Origin of the sequence: Leucobacter coleopterorum (assembly GCF_011382985.1) — a bacterium.
In the GTDB taxonomy this organism is placed as follows: Bacteria; Actinomycetota; Actinomycetes; order Actinomycetales; family Microbacteriaceae; genus Leucobacter; species Leucobacter coleopterorum.
The window spans coordinates 2161130-2177909 of the sequence record NZ_CP049933.1 but is presented as its reverse complement, the minus strand read 5'-3'; the positions used below and the strand labels follow the sequence as shown (position 1 = coordinate 2177909).

General features: G+C 59.6%; 17 protein-coding genes and 2 pseudogenes. 8 read left to right on the top strand and 11 right to left on the bottom strand.

The window, feature by feature from the left end; genetic code table 11:
• Positions 1–49: 49 nt before the first annotated feature.
• Both G7066_RS10270 and G7066_RS10265 read right to left on the bottom strand, forming a co-directional pair.
• Entirely contained in the window at positions 50–2605 is a 2556-nt protein-coding gene (locus G7066_RS10270) for a helix-turn-helix transcriptional regulator (RefSeq protein WP_166330900.1), read from the bottom strand.
• Positions 2606–2682: 77 nt separating this feature from the next.
• Positions 2683–3339, bottom strand: a complete 657-nt coding sequence (locus G7066_RS10265; protein ID WP_425280726.1) for a fumarylacetoacetate hydrolase family protein — start codon at positions 3337–3339, stop codon at positions 2683–2685.
• Positions 3340–3774: 435 nt separating this feature from the next.
• On the opposite strand from G7066_RS10265, the gene G7066_RS10260 reads away from it, so the two are divergent.
• From G7066_RS10260 to G7066_RS10250, 3 genes are all read left to right on the top strand, one after another.
• A complete protein-coding gene (locus tag G7066_RS10260; RefSeq protein WP_166330898.1) occupies positions 3775–4146 on the top strand; it encodes an FKBP-type peptidyl-prolyl cis-trans isomerase in 372 nt (123 codons plus the stop codon).
• Between the two features lie 137 nt (positions 4147–4283).
• The gene (locus G7066_RS10255) at positions 4284–5720 is read left to right on the top strand and encodes an NCS2 family permease (protein WP_166330896.1); all 1437 of its coding nucleotides are present in this window, start codon (positions 4284–4286) and stop codon (positions 5718–5720) included.
• Between the two features lie 131 nt (positions 5721–5851).
• Entirely contained in the window at positions 5852–6196 is a 345-nt protein-coding gene (locus G7066_RS10250; RefSeq protein WP_166330894.1) for a hypothetical protein, read from the top strand.
• A 12-nt stretch (positions 6197–6208) separates the two neighbouring features.
• Here G7066_RS10250 and G7066_RS10245 read toward each other — a convergent pair.
• From G7066_RS10245 to G7066_RS10230, 4 genes and pseudogenes are all read right to left on the bottom strand, one after another.
• Positions 6209–6690, bottom strand: a pseudogene (locus G7066_RS10245) (MogA/MoaB family molybdenum cofactor biosynthesis protein).
• Positions 6687–7181 carry a cyclic pyranopterin monophosphate synthase MoaC gene (gene moaC / locus G7066_RS10240; RefSeq protein ID WP_166330892.1) on the bottom strand — a complete coding sequence of 165 codons (495 nt, stop codon included), beginning with the start codon at positions 7179–7181 and terminating at the stop codon, positions 6687–6689. Before moaC ends, G7066_RS10245 begins: the two are co-directional and overlap by 4 nt.
• Positions 7174–8472: a molybdopterin molybdotransferase MoeA gene (locus G7066_RS10235; RefSeq protein ID WP_166330890.1), complete on the bottom strand. Its 1299-nt coding sequence runs from the start codon at positions 8470–8472 to the stop codon at positions 7174–7176. The genes moaC and G7066_RS10235 overlap by 8 nt, the downstream gene beginning before the upstream one ends.
• Positions 8469–8711 carry a MoaD/ThiS family protein gene (locus tag G7066_RS10230; RefSeq protein WP_166330888.1) on the bottom strand — a complete coding sequence of 81 codons (243 nt, stop codon included), beginning with the start codon at positions 8709–8711 and terminating at the stop codon, positions 8469–8471. Before G7066_RS10230 ends, G7066_RS10235 begins: the two co-directional genes overlap by 4 nt.
• A 97-nt stretch (positions 8712–8808) precedes the next feature.
• On the opposite strand from G7066_RS10230, the gene G7066_RS10225 reads away from it, so the two are divergent.
• The 3 genes and pseudogenes from G7066_RS10225 to G7066_RS10215 all read left to right on the top strand — a co-directional run bounded on the left by G7066_RS10225 (position 8809) and on the right by G7066_RS10215 (position 11075).
• Positions 8809–9939, top strand: a complete 1131-nt coding sequence (locus G7066_RS10225; protein WP_166330886.1) for a ThiF family adenylyltransferase — start codon at positions 8809–8811, stop codon at positions 9937–9939.
• Positions 9936–10378 (top strand): annotated as a pseudogene (locus G7066_RS10220) (molybdenum cofactor biosynthesis protein MoaE). Before G7066_RS10225 ends, G7066_RS10220 begins: the two are co-directional and overlap by 4 nt.
• A gap of 4 nt (positions 10379–10382) precedes the next feature.
• On the top strand, positions 10383–11075 hold the full coding sequence (locus G7066_RS10215) for a helix-turn-helix transcriptional regulator (protein WP_166330884.1): 693 nt from the start codon (positions 10383–10385) through the stop codon (positions 11073–11075).
• On the opposite strand, the gene moaA is transcribed toward G7066_RS10215, so the two are convergent.
• From moaA to modA, 5 genes are all read right to left on the bottom strand, one after another.
• Complete coding sequence (gene moaA, locus G7066_RS10210) at positions 11060–12139, bottom strand: GTP 3',8-cyclase MoaA (RefSeq protein WP_280116155.1); 1080 nt, start codon at positions 12137–12139, stop codon at positions 11060–11062. The genes G7066_RS10215 and moaA overlap by 16 nt on opposite strands.
• Positions 12140–12212: 73 nt before the next feature.
• Complete coding sequence (locus G7066_RS10205; RefSeq protein WP_166330880.1) at positions 12213–12758, bottom strand: ATP-binding cassette domain-containing protein; 546 nt, start codon at positions 12756–12758, stop codon at positions 12213–12215.
• Positions 12759–12790: 32 nt separating this feature from the next.
• Entirely contained in the window at positions 12791–13333 is a 543-nt protein-coding gene (locus G7066_RS10200; RefSeq protein WP_166330878.1) for an ATP-binding cassette domain-containing protein, read from the bottom strand.
• Positions 13330–14136 carry an ABC transporter permease gene (locus G7066_RS10195; protein WP_166330876.1) on the bottom strand — a complete coding sequence of 269 codons (807 nt, stop codon included), beginning with the start codon at positions 14134–14136 and terminating at the stop codon, positions 13330–13332. Before G7066_RS10195 ends, G7066_RS10200 begins: the two co-directional genes overlap by 4 nt.
• The gene (modA, locus tag G7066_RS10190) at positions 14133–14936 is read right to left on the bottom strand and encodes a molybdate ABC transporter substrate-binding protein (protein ID WP_166330874.1); all 804 of its coding nucleotides are present in this window, start codon (positions 14934–14936) and stop codon (positions 14133–14135) included. The genes G7066_RS10195 and modA overlap by 4 nt, the downstream gene beginning before the upstream one ends.
• A gap of 214 nt (positions 14937–15150) precedes the next feature.
• On the opposite strand from modA, the gene G7066_RS10185 reads away from it, so the two are divergent.
• Both G7066_RS10185 and fmdA read left to right on the top strand, forming a co-directional pair.
• Positions 15151–15438 carry an FmdB family zinc ribbon protein gene (locus G7066_RS10185; RefSeq protein ID WP_166330871.1) on the top strand — a complete coding sequence of 96 codons (288 nt, stop codon included), beginning with the start codon at positions 15151–15153 and terminating at the stop codon, positions 15436–15438.
• A gap of 35 nt (positions 15439–15473) precedes the next feature.
• Positions 15474–16730, top strand: a complete 1257-nt coding sequence (gene fmdA, locus G7066_RS10180; RefSeq protein WP_166330869.1) for a formamidase — start codon at positions 15474–15476, stop codon at positions 16728–16730.
• Positions 16731–16780 lie beyond the last annotated feature (50 nt).

Below are 16780 nucleotides of genomic sequence, written 5' to 3'. Positions count from 1 at the left end.
GGCCTTGAACACGAAAGCGTTCAGGGCCAGTCTCCGTATGGGCAACCTATTATGCGTCCCAATCCCAGTTCAGCTCAAGAAGATCAGCGCGGTTTCGAATGCCAAGTTTGCGATAGGCAGCTGAGAGGTGAGTCTCGACGGTCCGGAGACTCAAGATGAGGTGATCCGCGATTGCCTGATTGCTGAGCCCCTTCGCAGCGAGACGGGCTATCTCTTGTTCTCGGCTGCTGAGGTCGGCCATGATCCGAAAATGCTTACCGTAGAGCCAGGCTGCAGCAGAGACGTCGATGTCGTCTCGAAGTCGCACCACACGCTCGATGAGTTTGTCGGCGCGCTCGATGCCGGGTTTGTCTTGGCTTGCCACGTACAATCGGCGCAGTTCTGTCGCACCGAACTGCGCAGCTGCTAACCGACCAGCGTCAACGAGGTGCGCCGTGCTGGATTCCAACGCCACCACATCGGACTTCGCGACGGCCATGATGTAGTCGAGGTAGCGCGACCGCCACTCTCCCTCCATGGTGTCAATCAACGGGTAGATAGTGGGGAGCAAGTCGCCAATTCCCATCATTGCGCCGCTGATGAGGCCACCGTCGACCGCGGAGAGTAAGTATCCGCGGTCATTCAGCTGTTTGAACGACTCAACGAGCGAGCGTACCGCACCAGATCTGTCACCCGCGAGATTCTGTAGCGACGCACGGGCCTGCCCCGCGGTTGCCGAGGGAAACGGGCTTGGTGGAACCGCTGGTCGTTCAGCTTCTCGAGTGAGAGAGTCTGCCAGGGTGAGATGTCCGCCGAGGCAGCTAAAGACGGCTGCATAGCTCAGTAAGGCGACGTGTGTGCGTTCTTGTCCAACGGCCGGTGGTCCGAGTGTGAGCACAGCTCCGAGCAGAGATTCACCGGCTCCGTAATGCCCGACGGCGTGAAGGCACGTCGCTGCGGGGAGCGCATACGCGCGAGTGAGTGTGAGATCGAAACGCTCAAGCGCAGCGTTGAGCAACTTCATTGAGGCTTCGAACCCCCAGGTGACGTCTCCGTTGCCCATTCGTGCCCAAAGGTACATGAGCTCGTGCATTGAGGCGAGCTCGCTCTGCGGCGGCGGTGTGACTCTGTTGAGAACGTCGAGCGCCGAGAGCGGCTTGCCCTGCACAATACGGACGAATGCCTCTGAGATATCCACCCAGCCCGATTCGAACTGATCTGGGCGTCGCATCTGTGCGAGTTGATCATCGACATCTTCAGGTACGCCGAAGGCATCAATTTGAACCCGCAGTGCGACAGCACACAAGTACTCGGAATAGGGGAGAAGCTCTGGCGGAAGATCTATCGCAAGTTTGATGGCGTCTTCGGGGCGGTTCAAACGGTAGGCAAGCCAGTGCATGCGCAGCTGACGGTACTCGGCCCTGTCTGCTGGGACGCCCTCTTCCTCGCTTAACGCTGTGTAGACGTCTTCGATTTCCTCGGGGCTCGACGGCGAAGCGTGAAGCTCCTGCAAGAGGCGAAGGCCATTTGTGAAGTCACCGTCGGCTTTCCATGCGTCACGAGCGATGCTTAGTCGGTTAGCGCGCTCATGTGCCACTGTGACGCCCAGAGCCGAGTTTGCGGTTGACAATGCACTGTCGACTCTCGGTGTGGCGGCAGGGGTGAGCTGCTTTGACGCGGGAAGTTTCTCTTTGAGGGCCTCTGTGACTCGCCTGCGTCGTAATGACGAAGGTTCGTGCCTCACCCATTCGCCGATGAGTGGTGGATCAAGCGCAAGTTTTGTGCGCGCGTCGGTTGAAGCAATCGCTATGACCTCTGATGCCTCAAGTGATTCAAGCTCTTCTTCTCCGACAATGTCAAGAGCGACGTCCAAGCTCAGCGAGCCAAAAAGTCCGATTGCCTCGATGAGATCCATTTGACTGCGGGTCAGGCCGGAAAGCAAATGTTTGACTGAGCCTGTCAGATTGCCGTCCCAAAACTCACCCGTCATTGACCAGACTTGATCCTTTTGAGACAGGCGACCGGAGAGAAGTGCGGTGTCGGCTATGGCGGTTACGAGGCCGGGAAGCCCACCCGACTTTCGGTACACCCGCGACAGGACATCAAGCTCGGCGGGGCCACCGAGCCGCTCAAGCAGCAGCTCTGTGGTCGCTTCGAAAGTGAGCGGCTCCAGCCTAAGCATCATGGTTGACGATGCGAGCGACCTGACCGAGCGATCCGAGTGACCTTCCGAGGGCATCTCTTGCACACGCGAGATAACAAACGGGGTTCCAAGTTCCGTGTGCACAGCCGCGAGGGCAGCCCACGAGTCTTCATCAAGTAGGTTGGCATCGTCAACCGTGATGATGCTGGGGTGATCAGCCACCGCTTTGAGGAGCGCTGCTATTGGGGATTGGCTGTCCGTTCCAAAACCAGCAAGCTCAAGTGCTCTAAACGGCTTCTTGGTGGCCGCAGAATAGCCGGCGATTGTGACAACCTTGCGACCTGCATCAAGTAGTTCTGCGGTGAGCGCCTTAATGAGTTCGGAGCGCCCGCTGCCCAGGCGCCCCACGATATCTATAGAGAGGCCTTGCAAAACGGCGGTCTTGCAAGCCGCCAGTTCTTCAGAACGCGCAACGTACGCCACAAAAACTCCCACTTTTGAGCTTGAGAAATGCCAGGACCTCTCTACAACACCCCAAGCAGAAGAAGGCTACTACATTGTCAGTGCAGCTTCCCTTGGGAAAATGGTCTTCTAAGCCTGTACGCAGTGCGAGGTGAGCGTGCCGATGTTCTCGATCGTGACTGTGACCTCGGTGCCAGGGCGAAGATACAGTGGGGGCTTACGTGAGCGTCCAGCGCCCCCGGAGAACCCGTAGAGATAACGGTGCCGGGAAGCAGTGTGAGTGACTGCGAGATCGAGGCGATGAGTTGAGCCACGGTGCGGATCATAAACCCGGTCGAGGAATCCTGTACGCGAAGCCCATCCACATCTGTCGTGAGGTGCAGGTCCTGAGGATCTGGGACCTGATCCGCGGTCACGACCACCGGTCCGACCGGTGTGAAGCCATCGAACGATTTGCAGCGTGACCACTGCGGCTCTTGGAACTGGATGTTGCGCGCCGTGATGTCGTTGATCACGGTGTATCCGAACACATAATCGAGAGCGTCCTCGGCTGAGACATTCTTTGCAGCCTTACCGATGACGACGCCGAGTTCGCCCTCGTAGTCCACTTCTTCGCTGAGGTGGGTTGGGATCGGTACCTCGGCGTTGTGTGCGTTGAGAGAGTTGGGAAACAGAGAGAACAGTACGGGCCCCGAGTCGTTATCGAGGTTGAGCTCACTCGCGTGTTCGTCGTAGTTGAGGCCGACTGCCAGCACGATGGGGGATTGATAATAGCTGGGCCAAAGCTGGTGCCGTCGAGAGGTTTCCCTGCGTCTTTAGGAAGCTCCGCGAGGGCGGTGCGCACACGATCCTGCGCCTCCGAACCCGCCTCAATAAATTGCTGCAGCGAGCTTGCGATCACACCGAGGCTGCTGACAGGGATGAATCGATCCCCCGAACCACAACAAGTTCGGGGGAATTACCTGGGAGCTGATTAAGTGCGCAAATCTCACTTCCCCAGGGTATCGGAACAGTCGAGCGCTTAGTGGTGTTCTCTAAAGTTGTACCTGTTCTTCCGTAGCTTTGCTAAGAAGATTCTTGGGGTGGAAACGGGGTCGCGATGCCTAAACAGGTTGTTGGTGGAAAAGAAGGACTTTCCTCTGAGCGAACTCTGAGGTGAAACTGGCCCAGAACCCGAGAGAATTGAAGTTATGACTGAAAGCGCGAAGACTAAGCCAGAGATCGACGCCCCTGAGGGCCCCGCACCAACTGAGCTTGAGATCATCGATCTCATCGAGGGAACGGGTGAGGAAGCGCTCGCGAGTTCAACCGTTGATGTGCACTACCTCGGAGTCGAGTTCGATTCCGGCGAAGAGTTTGATTCTTCTTGGAGCCGTGGTGAATCGATCAACTTCCCGTTGCGCTCGCTGATTCAAGGCTGGCAGACCGGCATTCCTGGAATGAAGGTTGGCGGTCGACGCAAGCTTGTTGTGCCTCCTGCACAGGCGTATGGCACTGCAGGTGGGCACCCGCTCTCGGGTAAGACCCTGATTTTTGTTATTGATCTGCAGGGTGTGAGCTAACACCCCAACACAAAAGGCCCCGGACTCTGTCCGGGGCCTTTTGTGTTGGGGTTCGCCGCCGCGTCAATGCGCCGCTCCCCAGGATGTTAGGGTTTTCCTGTTCAGGAAACACCCAGGATCGAGGATCGGAGAAGCCTGTGGCAGAGGCGAATCAGCAGGAGTCTGTAGCGAGGGGAGCGGTTGACCGCTACTTCCAGATCACCGAGCGGGGGTCGAGCTTCGGAACCGAGATTCGTGGTGGTCTGGTGACCTTCGTGACGATGGCCTACATTGTGATCCTCAATCCGATCATTCTCACAACCACTTCCGACGTTGAGGGGAACCAGCTCTCTTTCGCTGCCGTGAGCGCGGTTACAGCTCTCACCGCAGGCGTGATGACGATTCTGTTTGGTCTGGTTTCTCGGTTGCCTTTTAGCTTCGCAGCGGGTCTCGGGATCAACGCTTTCCTCGCGTTCTCGGTTGTTGGGCAGGTGACCTGGCCGGAAGCCATGGCTCTTGTAGTGATCAACGGTGTGCTGATCGTGGTGCTCGCTGCAACGGGTCTGCGTCGCATGATCTTCGATGCTGTACCGGTTGAACTCAAACTGGCGATCACCGTTGGTATCGGGCTGTTTATTGCCTTTATCGGCTTCGTGAATGCTGGCTTCGTGACTGCCACTGGTAACCCTTCGCCCCCAGTCGGGCTCGGCATCGGCGGATCTGTCGTAACGATCCCAACTCTCATTTTTGTGGTCACACTGATTCTCACGGGCGTACTCGTCGCCGCAAAGGTGAAGGGTGGTCTGCTTATTGGTCTGGTCTCGGGCACCGTGATCTCGGTGATCGTTGAGTCGATCTGGCATCTTGGGTCGAGTCAGGAACACGCGGGTGGCTGGGGTCTTACTGTTCCGAGTCTCACTGGGGCACCGTTGAGCATTCCGGACCTCAGCCTGGTTGGTGCCGTCAGTTTCGACCTTGGGCGGGTCGGGATCGTGACGGTCGTTATGCTGGTGTTTACGCTACTGTTCACAAACTTCTTTGACGCGATGGGCACCTTTACCGGACTCTCGCGCGAGGCGGGGCTGGCTGACGAGAAAGGTAACTTCCCTCGCCTGAAATCTGCGCTGGTTGTTGAGGGTGTTGGTGCGATCGCGGGCGGCCTGACATCGTCGTCATCGAACACGGTCTTTATTGAGTCGGGTGCTGGCATTGGTGAGGGTGCGCGAACGGGCTTCGCTAACATCATGACTGGCGCGATGTTTTTACTCGCGATGTTCTTCACGCCGCTCACACAGATCGTGCCGACCGAGGTTGCAGCCGCAGCGTTGGTGATTGTTGGGGCGTTGATGATGGCGCAGATCAAAAACATCGACTTCACGGACTTCCGAGTACTGCTGCCTGTGTTCTTGACGGTCACTGTGATGCCAATGACCTACTCGATCGCGAACGGTATTGGTGCCGGTTTTGTGGCCTGGGTGCTCGTGCATGCCCTGAGTGGTCGAGCGAAGCAGGTTCACTGGCTGCTGTGGGTTGTAGCGGTTGGTTTTGTGGTGTTTTTTGCCCGCGGGCCGATCGAGGCAATGCTCGGGGTGTAGCAGCCTTCTTGCGAGTTGAACTTCGCTAACAAGCCCCCATTTTTGAAGAATCACGCGGCTTATCCACAGATTGAGTTTTTGTGGCTTGATCAGTGGTTTAGCTCTGGAATTCTTGACTGAAATCAGTCAGAATGAAAGGCATGATCACAATGAATGAGCCTCAAGTGTGGACCTTGATCGGGGTGTTCGGTGCGACCATGATCGGGCTCCTGACCTTCGTTACACAGTCATTTAACCGAACGATCTCAGCAAAGTTTGATGCCGTCGCCTCTGAGTTCAAATCGGTGGGGTCAAGATGCGACGCGATGGAATCTAGGTTTGATCTTATTGACGCCCGTTTCGACGTGATGGATGCGCGTTTTGATGTCGTAGATTCACGCTTTGACGAGGTTGATCGGCGGTTCGGGCGCCTGGAGAAGCAAGTGAATAATCTTGAAGACGACGTGCGTGCGATTTCGAAAAAAGGTGTTTCCTGAAACGAAAGAGCGCTAGTGGTTTCCGCGCGCTGATCCTAGGCGCTGCCCGAGCAGATGCTCCAGCACACCATCAAGCACCGCAAGGCCGTCGCGAACCCCACCCGGGGAGCCTGGCAGCGTCACAATGAAGGTATCTCCCGAGAAGCCAGCAACACCGCGAGTGAGGATCGCGGTGGGAACCGCGGAAGTGCCCTGGCGGCGGATCTCCTCGATGATGCCGGTAAGCTGCACATCGAGTAGGGGTGTGAGTTGTTCAGGCGTTTGGTCGCTCGACGAGATACCAGTGCCCCGGTCGAAATGATGACCGCTGGCCGGGAACTCAAAGCCTTGCGCGCTGCGTTACCAACTGGGGCACCATCGGCGACAACAAGGGGCGCAGCGGCCTCGAATCCGCGGGCCGCGAGCCACTCGCGAATGAGGGGACCCGTTCGATCCTCTGCCTGGCCAGCGGCGGCGCGGGTAGAAGCAACGATGACGACCGCGCGCCGCGTCATTCCACCGACCAATCGCCGCTTTTGCCACCCGATTTTGCGATCACACGCGTGTCTGTAACGGTAGCGTGTTTGTCGACCGCCTTAATCATGTCGTAGAGGGTCAGCGCAGTAATGCTCGCGGCCGTCAGCGCTTCCATCTCGACTCCGGTGAGCCCGCGGGTGGTGACGGTTGCGATGACTCGCACACGGTCACCCAGTGGCTCAAAATCGATGGCGAGTTTTGTGAGCGGCAGCGGGTGACAGAGTGGAATCAGCTCTGAGGTGCGCTTGGCCGCCATGATTCCCGCGATCCGTGCGGTGCCGAGGGCTTCGCCCTTGGGGAGTTCGCCCGAGACCAGCAGCTCTACAACATCAGCGCGAGTGACCAGGGTGGCCTCAGCGCGTGCTGTGCGCTTAGTCACCGGCTTCTCTGTGACATCAACCATGTGGGCGCTACCGTCACCGCGCAGATGAGTGAGTTGTTGAGGCTCGGAAAGGGGCGAGTCAATCATTGATCCTCCAGGTTTCGACGGGGGTGTTTTCAGGAAAGGTGTCTTGCCCGAGCGGCAACTGGACGAGCACATCGGCGGCGGCTAGTTCGCTCAGCAAGTGGGAACCGGGACCGCTCAGCGTGACCCGGCCGTCCGCTTCGATCCGGCCTCGCCGCACCTGAAGTTTGTCGAGAGGCGACTTTGTGTCGTGGGCAAGTTGTCGCTGCTCACGAGGGCGCTCGGACGCCAGCCCGGCATGCTCTCGAAGCAGCGGAAGCACAAAGCACTCGGCCGAGATAAAAGCGCTCACGGGGTTGCCAGGAAAACTGACCACGGGAATGGTGCTCCCGGCAAGTGTAATTTCACCAAGACCCTGCGGTCCGCCGGGCTGCATGGCAACCGACATGAACTCAGCCCCGAGCGGTGCAAGCGCTTCTCGTACGACCTCAAAAGCTCCAGCGCTAATGCCACCTGACGTGACAATCAGGTCGTAGCCGGGCGAAGCGGCCGTGAGTGCGGCGTGCAACGCTGCCGCCTGATCTCCGCAGCGAAGGGTGTCCACCTCGGCACCCGCTTCGCGCAGGGCGGCGGCGAGCATCGGTGTATTCGCGTCGTGGATCTTGCCGAGTTCAAGCTGAACCGTTGCGGTCGACGAACGAGACTCAGCACCACTCGGGATTTCATCTCCGGTCGAGCAGAGCAGCACCCGCACCCGTGGAAGAACCTGAACAGTGGTGCAACCTGCTGCTGCAAGCGCACCGATGCGCGCCGGTGTTAGCCTGACGCCGGCGGTCAAGATTGGAGTGCCTACCGCTGCGTCTTCGCCGCACCGGCGCACGAACTGGCCGCTGGGAGCCCCCGACACAACAGTTACGCTGCCGACTGGAACCGGGTCACCCCTGCGGCTCAGCCGAGGAAATTTCGGTGGAAGCGTCTGTTCAACGGGGATCACTGAATCGGCACCGTGCGGGATGATCGCGCCCGTCATAATGGGGGAGGCTGTTCGAGGCATGTGAGCGCCGGGCATATCGCCGGCTGCCGTTGTGTAGCCGAGCGCGAGAATGACCGGGTGTTCGGGGCTCGCACCAGCAACGTCTGTCGAGCTGACCGCGTACCCGTCCATCTGCGAGTTATCGAACGGAGGCAGCGGAATCGCGGTTGTTATCTCTCTCGCCGTGACGCGGCCGAGCAACTCGGAGGCGTGAACTGAAACGCACTCTGGGTTGGTTGCCCGGAGACTCTCAAACATCGGTGTGAGAAGTGAACGGACGGCCTCTTGGTGCGCCTCTAGAAGGCGCCTGTCTGTGCTCATCCGCCCGCAAACGGGGGTAGCACGTCAACCACGGTGCCAATAGCACCGTCTCGCCGCACGACTCCGTCAACCAGGAAGGAGCCGGATCGCAACACCTTACGCATGGGCTCGCCGTAGCGCTCGCCGAGTGAGACGCGCAGTTTCTCAAGGGTGTCTGTTGTGTTGAGGTCCCAATACTCCTCTTCGCAACCGGCGGCCTCTGCGGCGGCTGCAAAGTAACGAATGGTGATCTGAGCCATACCGACATGCTACCCGGTGTGCTTCGAGTGCCACCGGCAGAACTGGCCTCAACGAAAACAGTGAAGCTCGCTCGCACCACAATCTAGACTGGCGACTATGGAACCCTTGCTGCAAGAAGGCCCGGAACTGACCGCGGAGCAGCGCTCGCGTGCGCAGCGTCAGATGCTGCTGCCCGGGTTTGGTGAAGAAGCGCAGCGCAGGCTTGGTGCAGCACGTGTGCTTGTTGTCGGGGCTGGCGGGCTGGGTAGCGCGAGTGTGCCCTACCTCGCCGGAGCGGGGGTGGGCACGATCGGAATAATCGATGATGATCGTGTTGAGCTCTCAAACCTGCATCGGCAGATCGCGCACGGCACCGCAGATATCGGCAGATCAAAGGTGGACTCGCTCGCCGATGCTGTGGGCGCTCTCGATCCCGCGATACACGTTGTGAAGCACAACACACGACTCACCGCAGAAAACGCCCTCGATATCTTTGGCGGCTACGACCTGATCGTCGACGGCAGCGACAATTTTCCGACCCGCTACCTCGTTGCCGATGCCGCTGAGCTTCTTGGTCTGCCGCTCGTGTGGGGGTCGATCCTGCAGTACCACGGCCAGGTCGGGGTGTCGTGGCGGCCCCACCACCCCGGGTATCGCGACCTGTTTCCGAACCCTCCTGCGCCCGAAGATGTCGTTGACTGCGGCACCGGTGGTGTGTTGCCCGGGCTGTGCGGCACGATCGGCTCGCTGCTTGCTACAGAGACGCTGAAACTGATTGCTGGAATCGGTGATCCGCTGCTCGGCAGAGTGGTGGTCTACGATTCACTTCGTGCACAGACCAGAGAACTTGCGTTCAAGCGAGAACCCGCCGCGAAGCCGGTGACCGAGCTCATTGACTATGAGCTGTTCTGTGCGGGCTCCGATCCCGAACCGCCCTCCGTGACGGCCGCCGAATTCCTTGAGTTATTGCACGATGGAGGGAAACCAGCGCTCCTCGACGTTCGTACGGTTCAGGAGAGGGAACGGCTACGGATCCTCGATTCTGACTCGCTTCCGCTGGACGAAATGGAAGCCGGATCCGCACCTGTCACAGCCCCCGCTATCGTGTATTGCGAGCGTGACCCGCGTTCGATCCGTGCCGCAAGAATTCTCATCGCACGCGGTAACAGAGATGTGCGCTTCCTACGGGGAGGGGTGCAAGAACTCGCGAGGATCGCCCCACAGCTACTTGAAGGAAGTGCACGATGACCGAGGTTTATGCGAAGATAACCGACCAGCCGATTGACGAAGCCGCGGTGCGTGACGCGGTTGATGCACCTGAGTTTGGTGCAACGGTGGTCTTCTACGGGGTGATTCGCAACCACGATGGGGCGAAGGCGTCAACGCACTCGACTACAGTGCACACCCGGAGGCCGAACGGTTCTTGCGGGAGCTGGTTGCTGAGGAACAGGCGGACGCAGGCCTGCGACTGGCGGCGGTGCACCGGATCGGTTCGCTCGAAATAGGCGACTCGGCGCTTGTCGCCGCGGCATCTTCCGCCCATCGCGCGGAGGCGTTTGCCGCTATCGAGCGTCTGGTCGAAAGAATCAAACACGAGGTGCCGATCTGGAAGCGGCAGCACTTCACCGCCGGAACCTCTGAGTGGGTGGGGATCGACAGCAGAGGCACACACGACCGTGTCTCTTGACCACATGAGTACCTATCGAACGCTGTCTTCGCTGAGTCGAGTGCAGTTGCTCTTTGTTCTGCAGCAGCGGGGGGAGAAAACCGCCGGGGAACTCGCCGCGGAAGTCAACCTGCACCACAATACGGTTCACGAGCACCTGCAACGACTCGTGGAAGACGGGTTTGTTTTGGCGCACAGTGAGGAACGTAGAATCCGCGGTCGCCCAAAAGTGTTCTACTCGGCCCGGATCGGTCACGAAGACCTCGATGAGATTGGTGAACGCAAGCTGGCATCAGCCCAGAACCGGGCCGACATGTTTAAGCGGATTGTGATGGGGCAACACATTGAGGACTCGCTCGCCGAGTCAAGCGACGAAGCGATCAGAACTCAACTCGAGATTCTTGAAGATCACCTTGACCAGGTCGGTTTTGACCCCGAAACCGATCACCCCAACCTTGAAGTGAATCTGTTTTCGTGCCCGTTCAAGTCAATGGTCGCCGAGCATCAAGACATGGTGTGCTCGGTTCACCTCGGTTTGATTAACATGATGCTTGCCATTACCGAGGGGCCGCTGCGGGCGGATCAGTTGCACCCTTTTGTGACCCCGGGGTCTGCAAACTGCATCTTATGCAGGTTGAGAGATCACAGGTCGCGGTTTCGCTACCGTTTCCAGAACTGCGAGCCTAACAGGACCTGTGTGGATCAACCGCCAATGTAAGACATTTCGATGCGTTGGCGGGTGGGGGAACTCTCCGTGGAGAGCCTCGAGCGCAGCTCAGAGTATCGATCGTCACGCTCGTTCCAGAGCCCCGTGAGCGCGGCGGCGAGCGCTTCGTCGTCTGCGCCACCCCTGAGTAGTGAGCGGAGGTCGGTGCCCTTCGTTGCGAAAAGGCACGTGAAGAGTTTGCCCTCGACGGAAATGCGAGCGCGGGTGCAGGTGCCACAAAACGCTCCGGTCACGCTTGAAATCAATCCGATCTCACCACAGCCATCGATGTAGCGCCACCGCTTCGCGGTTTCGCCAGGGTGACTGGGTTCGAGCGGTTCGAGCGGGTGCGCTTCGTTGATGGTGCGCAAGATCTCTGCGGAGGGAACCACGTCGCCCATCTCCCAGCCGTTCGACGACCCTACATCCATGTACTCGATGAAGCGCAGGGTGCGGCCGGTTCCTCGAAAGTGCTCGGCGAGCGCCAATACCTCGTCATCATTGACACCGCGTTTAATAACCGCGTTGATCTTCACCGGGCCGAGACCCGCGTGCTCTGCCGCGACGATACCGTCGAGTACACGGGAGAGTGAAAATTTCACGTCGTTGATCGCTTGAAACCGGTCCTCTTTGAGCGAATCGACTGAGACCGTGACCCGTTGCAAACCGGCCTCGCGCAGAGCCATGGCCTTGACGGGCAGTGCCGAGCCATTGGTTGTGAGGGCCAGGTCGACGTGCTCGCCATCGGGGGTGCGCAGTGCAGCGAGTTTGGCGATGAGGTTCTCAATGCCGCGCCGCAGCAGTGGTTCGCCACCTGTGATGCGGAGCTTGCGTACGCCAAGGCTCACTGAGACTCGGGCGACGCGCTCGATCTCTTCGAAGGTCAGGAGTTCATTGCGCTCGAGAAACTGGTAGTCGCGCCCGAACAATTCCTTTGGCATGCAGTAGACGCAGCGGAAGTTGCAGCGGTCAGTCACTGAGATACGCAGGTCTCGTAGCGGTCGCTGCCGGGCATCGAGCAGCCCAGTGGATGGAAGCTGGCGTGACCGCGGGGGATTCACGGGGACCGTCGACACCAAAAGCACCTCCCTGGGATTTTGCCGCGCATTTGCGCCCGCCCCACGACCATAACACTGGGGTTGATGACCATCAGCGCTGGTCCTGAAAATCGTAAGCTCTCACGAGATGACCGGAGTGCCCAAATCGCACGGCCTCAATCGGTAATTCCCAACGAACTCGGGCACCCACGGTGATCCATGGTTCAAAGGCTCGAGCAACCGGCAGTTCCGCGTATACCCCCGGCCATTCAGCACACTCGAGACGCACTCCGGTCGCCCCAGCCGAAACCACAGCTATTGTGCCGATCCATGAGTTTTCAGTGGTGGCGCTTCGCTCAGGATCGGAAACCACTCGAACAGTTGCTGCTTCAAAGCTCGCGACCGCCGCTTGACCGGCAACTGGAAGGTCGCCGGTTCCGTGGAGCTCTCGAAGCGGGGCCGCAATCTTCAATCTTCCGTTGCTTCCAACGATGCCCCGAACAAGCACGCGCCCAGTGAACGCCGCAGCGAAAGGGGTTGCGGGGGACCCCAGCACCTCTGCCACGGTTCCTGACTGCGCAATCTCACCGGACTCAAACACCACAACACGGTCGGCGAGAGTGATGAGGTCGATTGGATCGTGAGTAACAAGCAGCACCGGGATCTGCTGGCGGAGTGCCTCCGTTTTGATCAGTTCGCGCAGTTCGGTGCTGCTCGCGACATCGAGTGCCGCGAGGGTTCGTCGAGTAGGAGAAGCTCTGGACTGGCCGCGAGCGTGCGGGCAATTGCGACCCTCTGCTGTTGGCCTCCAGAGAGTTCGCTCGCTTTGGCATCAGCGCGACCGGAGAGCCCAAGACGCACCAGCCACTCTTCGGCTGCCGCCTCGGCGGCGCGCCGGTTCACACCCTGAGCTCGAGCTCCGAAAGCAACGTTTGCGCGGGCGTTGAGGTGGGGAAAAAGACGTGCACGCTGGTCAAGGAAACCAACACGACGGGCTGCACGGCGAAGCGAGACCGCTGGGGCTGAGTCTTCTCGCGAGCATAAAACACGCGACCCCAGACGCACCGACCCCCTAGAAATAGGGTGAGTGCCCGCGATCGCTCCGAGCAGCGTTGACTTACCTGCGCCGTTCGCGCCTATCACGGCGAGCACCTCGCCCGGCTCAGCCCGCACAGCCGCGCTGAGCACAAAGGCTCCGCGTTGCACCCGAACCGTGCACTCTAACCCGCTCATGAGGCCAACCCGGCAGGGCGCACGCGCGTAAACATTAGCGCAACGATCGCCACAAGCACCAACAATAGTGACAGCGTAAGTGCCGTATCCTGCGTGACTCCGGCACCATTAAACGCGGTGTAGATTGCGAGGGGCATGGTTCGGGTTGTGCCCGGGGAGTTTCCCGCGAAGAGGGCGGTTGCGCCAAACTCCCCGAGTGCTCGGGTGAAGCACAGGATCGCGCCCGCTCCGAGGCTTGGCGCGAGTAGTGGAAGAGTGACCCGGCGCAGTACCGTCCAGGGTCGTGCGCCCAGGCTCTCGGCCACGTGCTCGTAGCCACTGTCGAGGCTGCGTAGCGCACCCTCCACCGAGATCACCAGAAATGGCAGTGCGACGAATGTTTGTGCGATTACAACGGCCGCGGTGGTAAAGGGGATTCGGATCCCGAGTTCTGCAAGCCAATCACCGAGCACACCTCCTCGTCCGAGCAGCGAAAGCAACGCGAGACCCCCGACGAGCGGCGGGAGCACAAGTGGAAGTGTTGTGAGCGCGCGAAGAGCGGTCGCGAGCGGACCTGGTGCTCGCGCTATCACAAGAGCGAGGGGGAGCCCCAGCAGCACGCAGAGCACCGTGGCGATGCTAGCCGTGAGTAATGAGAGCCCAAGCGCACTGAGCGCCGCCGGGGAGGCAAGTGTCGCGGGAACCTGCACCCAATCGACCCGAATGCAGAGCGCAGCCAGTGGCAGTAACAGCACAGCAGCAGCCAACCCCGCGGGTGCCCAGATGGCAACCGGCAGGGAAGTTGGTGTGTCTGATCGTCTCACGGTGTTCGGAACCCGAGTTTCGTGAGCAGTGTGCGTGCCTCTTCGGTGTTCAAGAATTCAACGAATGCGGTGGCTTCTTTTGGCAGCCTCGAGTCTTGCAGCGGCACCGCAAGGTAACTGCCGGCCGCGTCTGCCGCGTCTTTGATCGGGATGCCCTCGACCTCACCCTTTGAGCGCAGCACGTCAGAGGCGTAGACAAGGCCTGCATCAGCTTCTCCCTCTCGCACCCGGGTCAGTACCGCGGTTACGTTCTGTTCCTCGCTTGCCGGTGTGAGCATCACCCCGTCGCGGTCAAGCAGCTTTCGTGAGGCCGCTCCGCACGGCACCTCCGCTGCGCAGATGACCACGGTTGGATCCGTGCCTTTCGCAGTGGGGTTCGCGAGACTCGCAAGTGACCTGATATCGAGCGGGTTGCCGGGTGCTACCGCAATGACGAGTTCACTCGTTGCAAAAAGGCTTGGTGTGCCAACGTTGAGGCCGGGCTCCTCTACTCTCTTCATGTTTGCCTCGTCGGCGGACGCAAATACGTCGGCGGGTGCACCGCTCAAGATTTGAGTGGCGAGCACAGAGGAGCCGTCAAAACTGAAGGAAAAGGTAACCCCCGGGTGCTTTGTGGTGAAGGATTCGCCCAGCGACTCAAACGCTGGTTGTAACGAGGCTGCGGCAAAGACGGAGAGCTCACCCTGCAGTTCGTCGCCCTCCGCAGTGTTCGCTGGGGAAGCGCATCCGGTGAGAAGAAGAGAGACCGCTCCCAAAAGCGCAACCGACGTCAAGAACACGCTGGTCCTGAAATACGTCATGACTGCCAGCATAGAGCTCTACCTGCGCAAGCGTGGAGCGAGAAGCCTGAAATAAGTCATTGACTTCTCAAATGAAGCTCGATAGCGTCCCAGATAGTGCTCGATCAGCTCAACGGTGAGATGGTCAAGCACTGCACGACCAAACACTGCACGAAGGGGATGCCCCCGCTGTCATCCTCAGCCTTTGCACGCGATGGAGCGAGGAAGAACATAAATGCCCACTTACACGTTCCGGTGTTCCGAAGGCTGTTACTTTGACGCCCTCTTTTCGATGGCGGAGGTGCCTGCAACCGCGGAGTGCCGCAACTGTGGCGGGCTCGCGAAGCGCGTGATCACGGCACCGCATCTTTCTGCAACGAGTAGCGCCGCCTTCCAACTCCTTGATCACACGGCGCGCAGCGCCCATGAACCCGCAGTGGTCGACCGCTTGCCATCGCGCGGAGTGGCGCGACCCCAGCGAGTCACCCAGAACCCTCTTCACGCGAAACTACCAAGGGCATAGGCGCCCAGCCCTCACAAACAAAAGGAGTATCCACGATGCCAAAGAACCTTTTTCCGCTCGACTCATCAAAAAAGTTTACGGAGCAGGAAAAGCTGGGGCATAACCGCTGGCACCCCGAAATTCCGCCAGTGGCCACGGTGAAACCGGGCGAGAGTTTTCGTGTTGATTGCCGCGAGTGGTTTGACGGCGCGATCCACAACGACGATTCAGCGCAAGACATTCTTGAAGCGCCCCTGCTCACGGTGCACACCCTGAGCGGTCCCTTTCGGGTTGAGGGCGCAAAACCGGGCGACCTGCTTATCGTCGACATTCTCGATGTTGGTCCGATCCCGCAGGAAGATTCGGGCCCTCTCGCCGGGCAGGGTTGGGGCTACACTGGCATCTTTTCCAAGGGGAATGGCGGCAGCTTTCTCACGGACCAGTTTCCCGATGCGTACAAGGCCATTTGGGACTTCTCGGGTCAGACGGCTACCTCGCGACACATTCCGAGTGTCTCATTCATGGGAATTATTCATCCCGGTCTCATGGGTACCGCGCCCTCTGCAGGCCTGCTCGCCACCTGGAATAACCGCGAGGGTGCTCTGATTGCCACGGATCCCGATCGTGTTCCCCCGCTCGCGTTACCACCCGAGGCCGAGCACGCGGTCTTAGGAGGGCTGGCTCGGGATCAGTGGGCGCGAGTCGGTTCTGAAGCCGCTCGCACCGCACCCCCGCGCGAAAACGGTGGCAATCAAGACATCAAAAACTTTACAAAGGGATCCCGTGTCTTTTACCCGGTGTTCGTAGACGGTGCCAACCTGTCGGTCGGCGACCTTCATTTTTCTCAGGGAGACGGCGAGATCACCTTCTGCGGTGCCATCGAAATGGGTGGGTTCATTGACCTGCGCGTCGACATCATCAAGGGCGGGATGGAGACGTATGGCGTGAGCGAAAACGCTATCTTCATGCCGGGCAATGTTGAGCCAAACTACAGCCACTGGTTGGCGTTCTCGGGTACCTCGGTCACGCTCGACGGTGAGCAGAAGTACCTCGATTCACACCTGTCGTACCAGCGCGCCTGCCTGCACGCGATCGACTACCTCACCAAGTTTGGCTATAGCCCCGAGCAGGCGTACCTGCTGTTGGGTGCTGCCCCGATAGAGGGGCGGCTCTCGGGTGTCGTGGATATTCCGAACTCATGCTCGACGGTGTACCTACCCACGGAGATCTTCGACTTCGACGTGCGGCCGTCAGCCGCCGGTCCCACTCAGATTGATCCGGGGATTGGCGCTCCCTCGGCCGCCAATAGGTAGCGAACGCTCAAGCGGCGGTCGATCCAAATTGGATCGACCGCCGCTCTGCG

What these genes read in the sequence shown, in the direction of transcription:
- G7066_RS10260 (WP_166330898.1), top strand. Translation starts at nt 3,775, where the DNA reads ATGACTGAAAGCGCGAAGACTAAGCCAGAGATCGACGCCCCTGAGGGC.
- G7066_RS10250 (WP_166330894.1), top strand. Translation starts at nt 5,852, where the DNA reads ATGAAAGGCATGATCACAATGAATGAGCCTCAAGTGTGGACCTTGATC.
- moaC (WP_166330892.1), bottom strand. Translation starts at nt 7,181, where the DNA reads ATGATTGACTCGCCCCTTTCCGAGCCTCAACAACTCACTCATCTGCGC.
- G7066_RS10235 (WP_166330890.1), bottom strand. Translation starts at nt 8,472, where the DNA reads ATGAGCACAGACAGGCGCCTTCTAGAGGCGCACCAAGAGGCCGTCCGT.
- G7066_RS10230 (WP_166330888.1), bottom strand. Translation starts at nt 8,711, where the DNA reads ATGGCTCAGATCACCATTCGTTACTTTGCAGCCGCCGCAGAGGCCGCC.
- G7066_RS10225 (WP_166330886.1), top strand. Translation starts at nt 8,809, where the DNA reads ATGGAACCCTTGCTGCAAGAAGGCCCGGAACTGACCGCGGAGCAGCGC.
- G7066_RS10215 (WP_166330884.1), top strand. Translation starts at nt 10,383, where the DNA reads ATGAGTACCTATCGAACGCTGTCTTCGCTGAGTCGAGTGCAGTTGCTC.
- G7066_RS10200 (WP_166330878.1), bottom strand. Translation starts at nt 13,333, where the DNA reads ATGAGCGGGTTAGAGTGCACGGTTCGGGTGCAACGCGGAGCCTTTGTG.
- modA (WP_166330874.1), bottom strand. Translation starts at nt 14,936, where the DNA reads ATGACGTATTTCAGGACCAGCGTGTTCTTGACGTCGGTTGCGCTTTTG.
- G7066_RS10185 (WP_166330871.1), top strand. Translation starts at nt 15,151, where the DNA reads ATGCCCACTTACACGTTCCGGTGTTCCGAAGGCTGTTACTTTGACGCC.
- fmdA (WP_166330869.1), top strand. Translation starts at nt 15,474, where the DNA reads ATGCCAAAGAACCTTTTTCCGCTCGACTCATCAAAAAAGTTTACGGAG.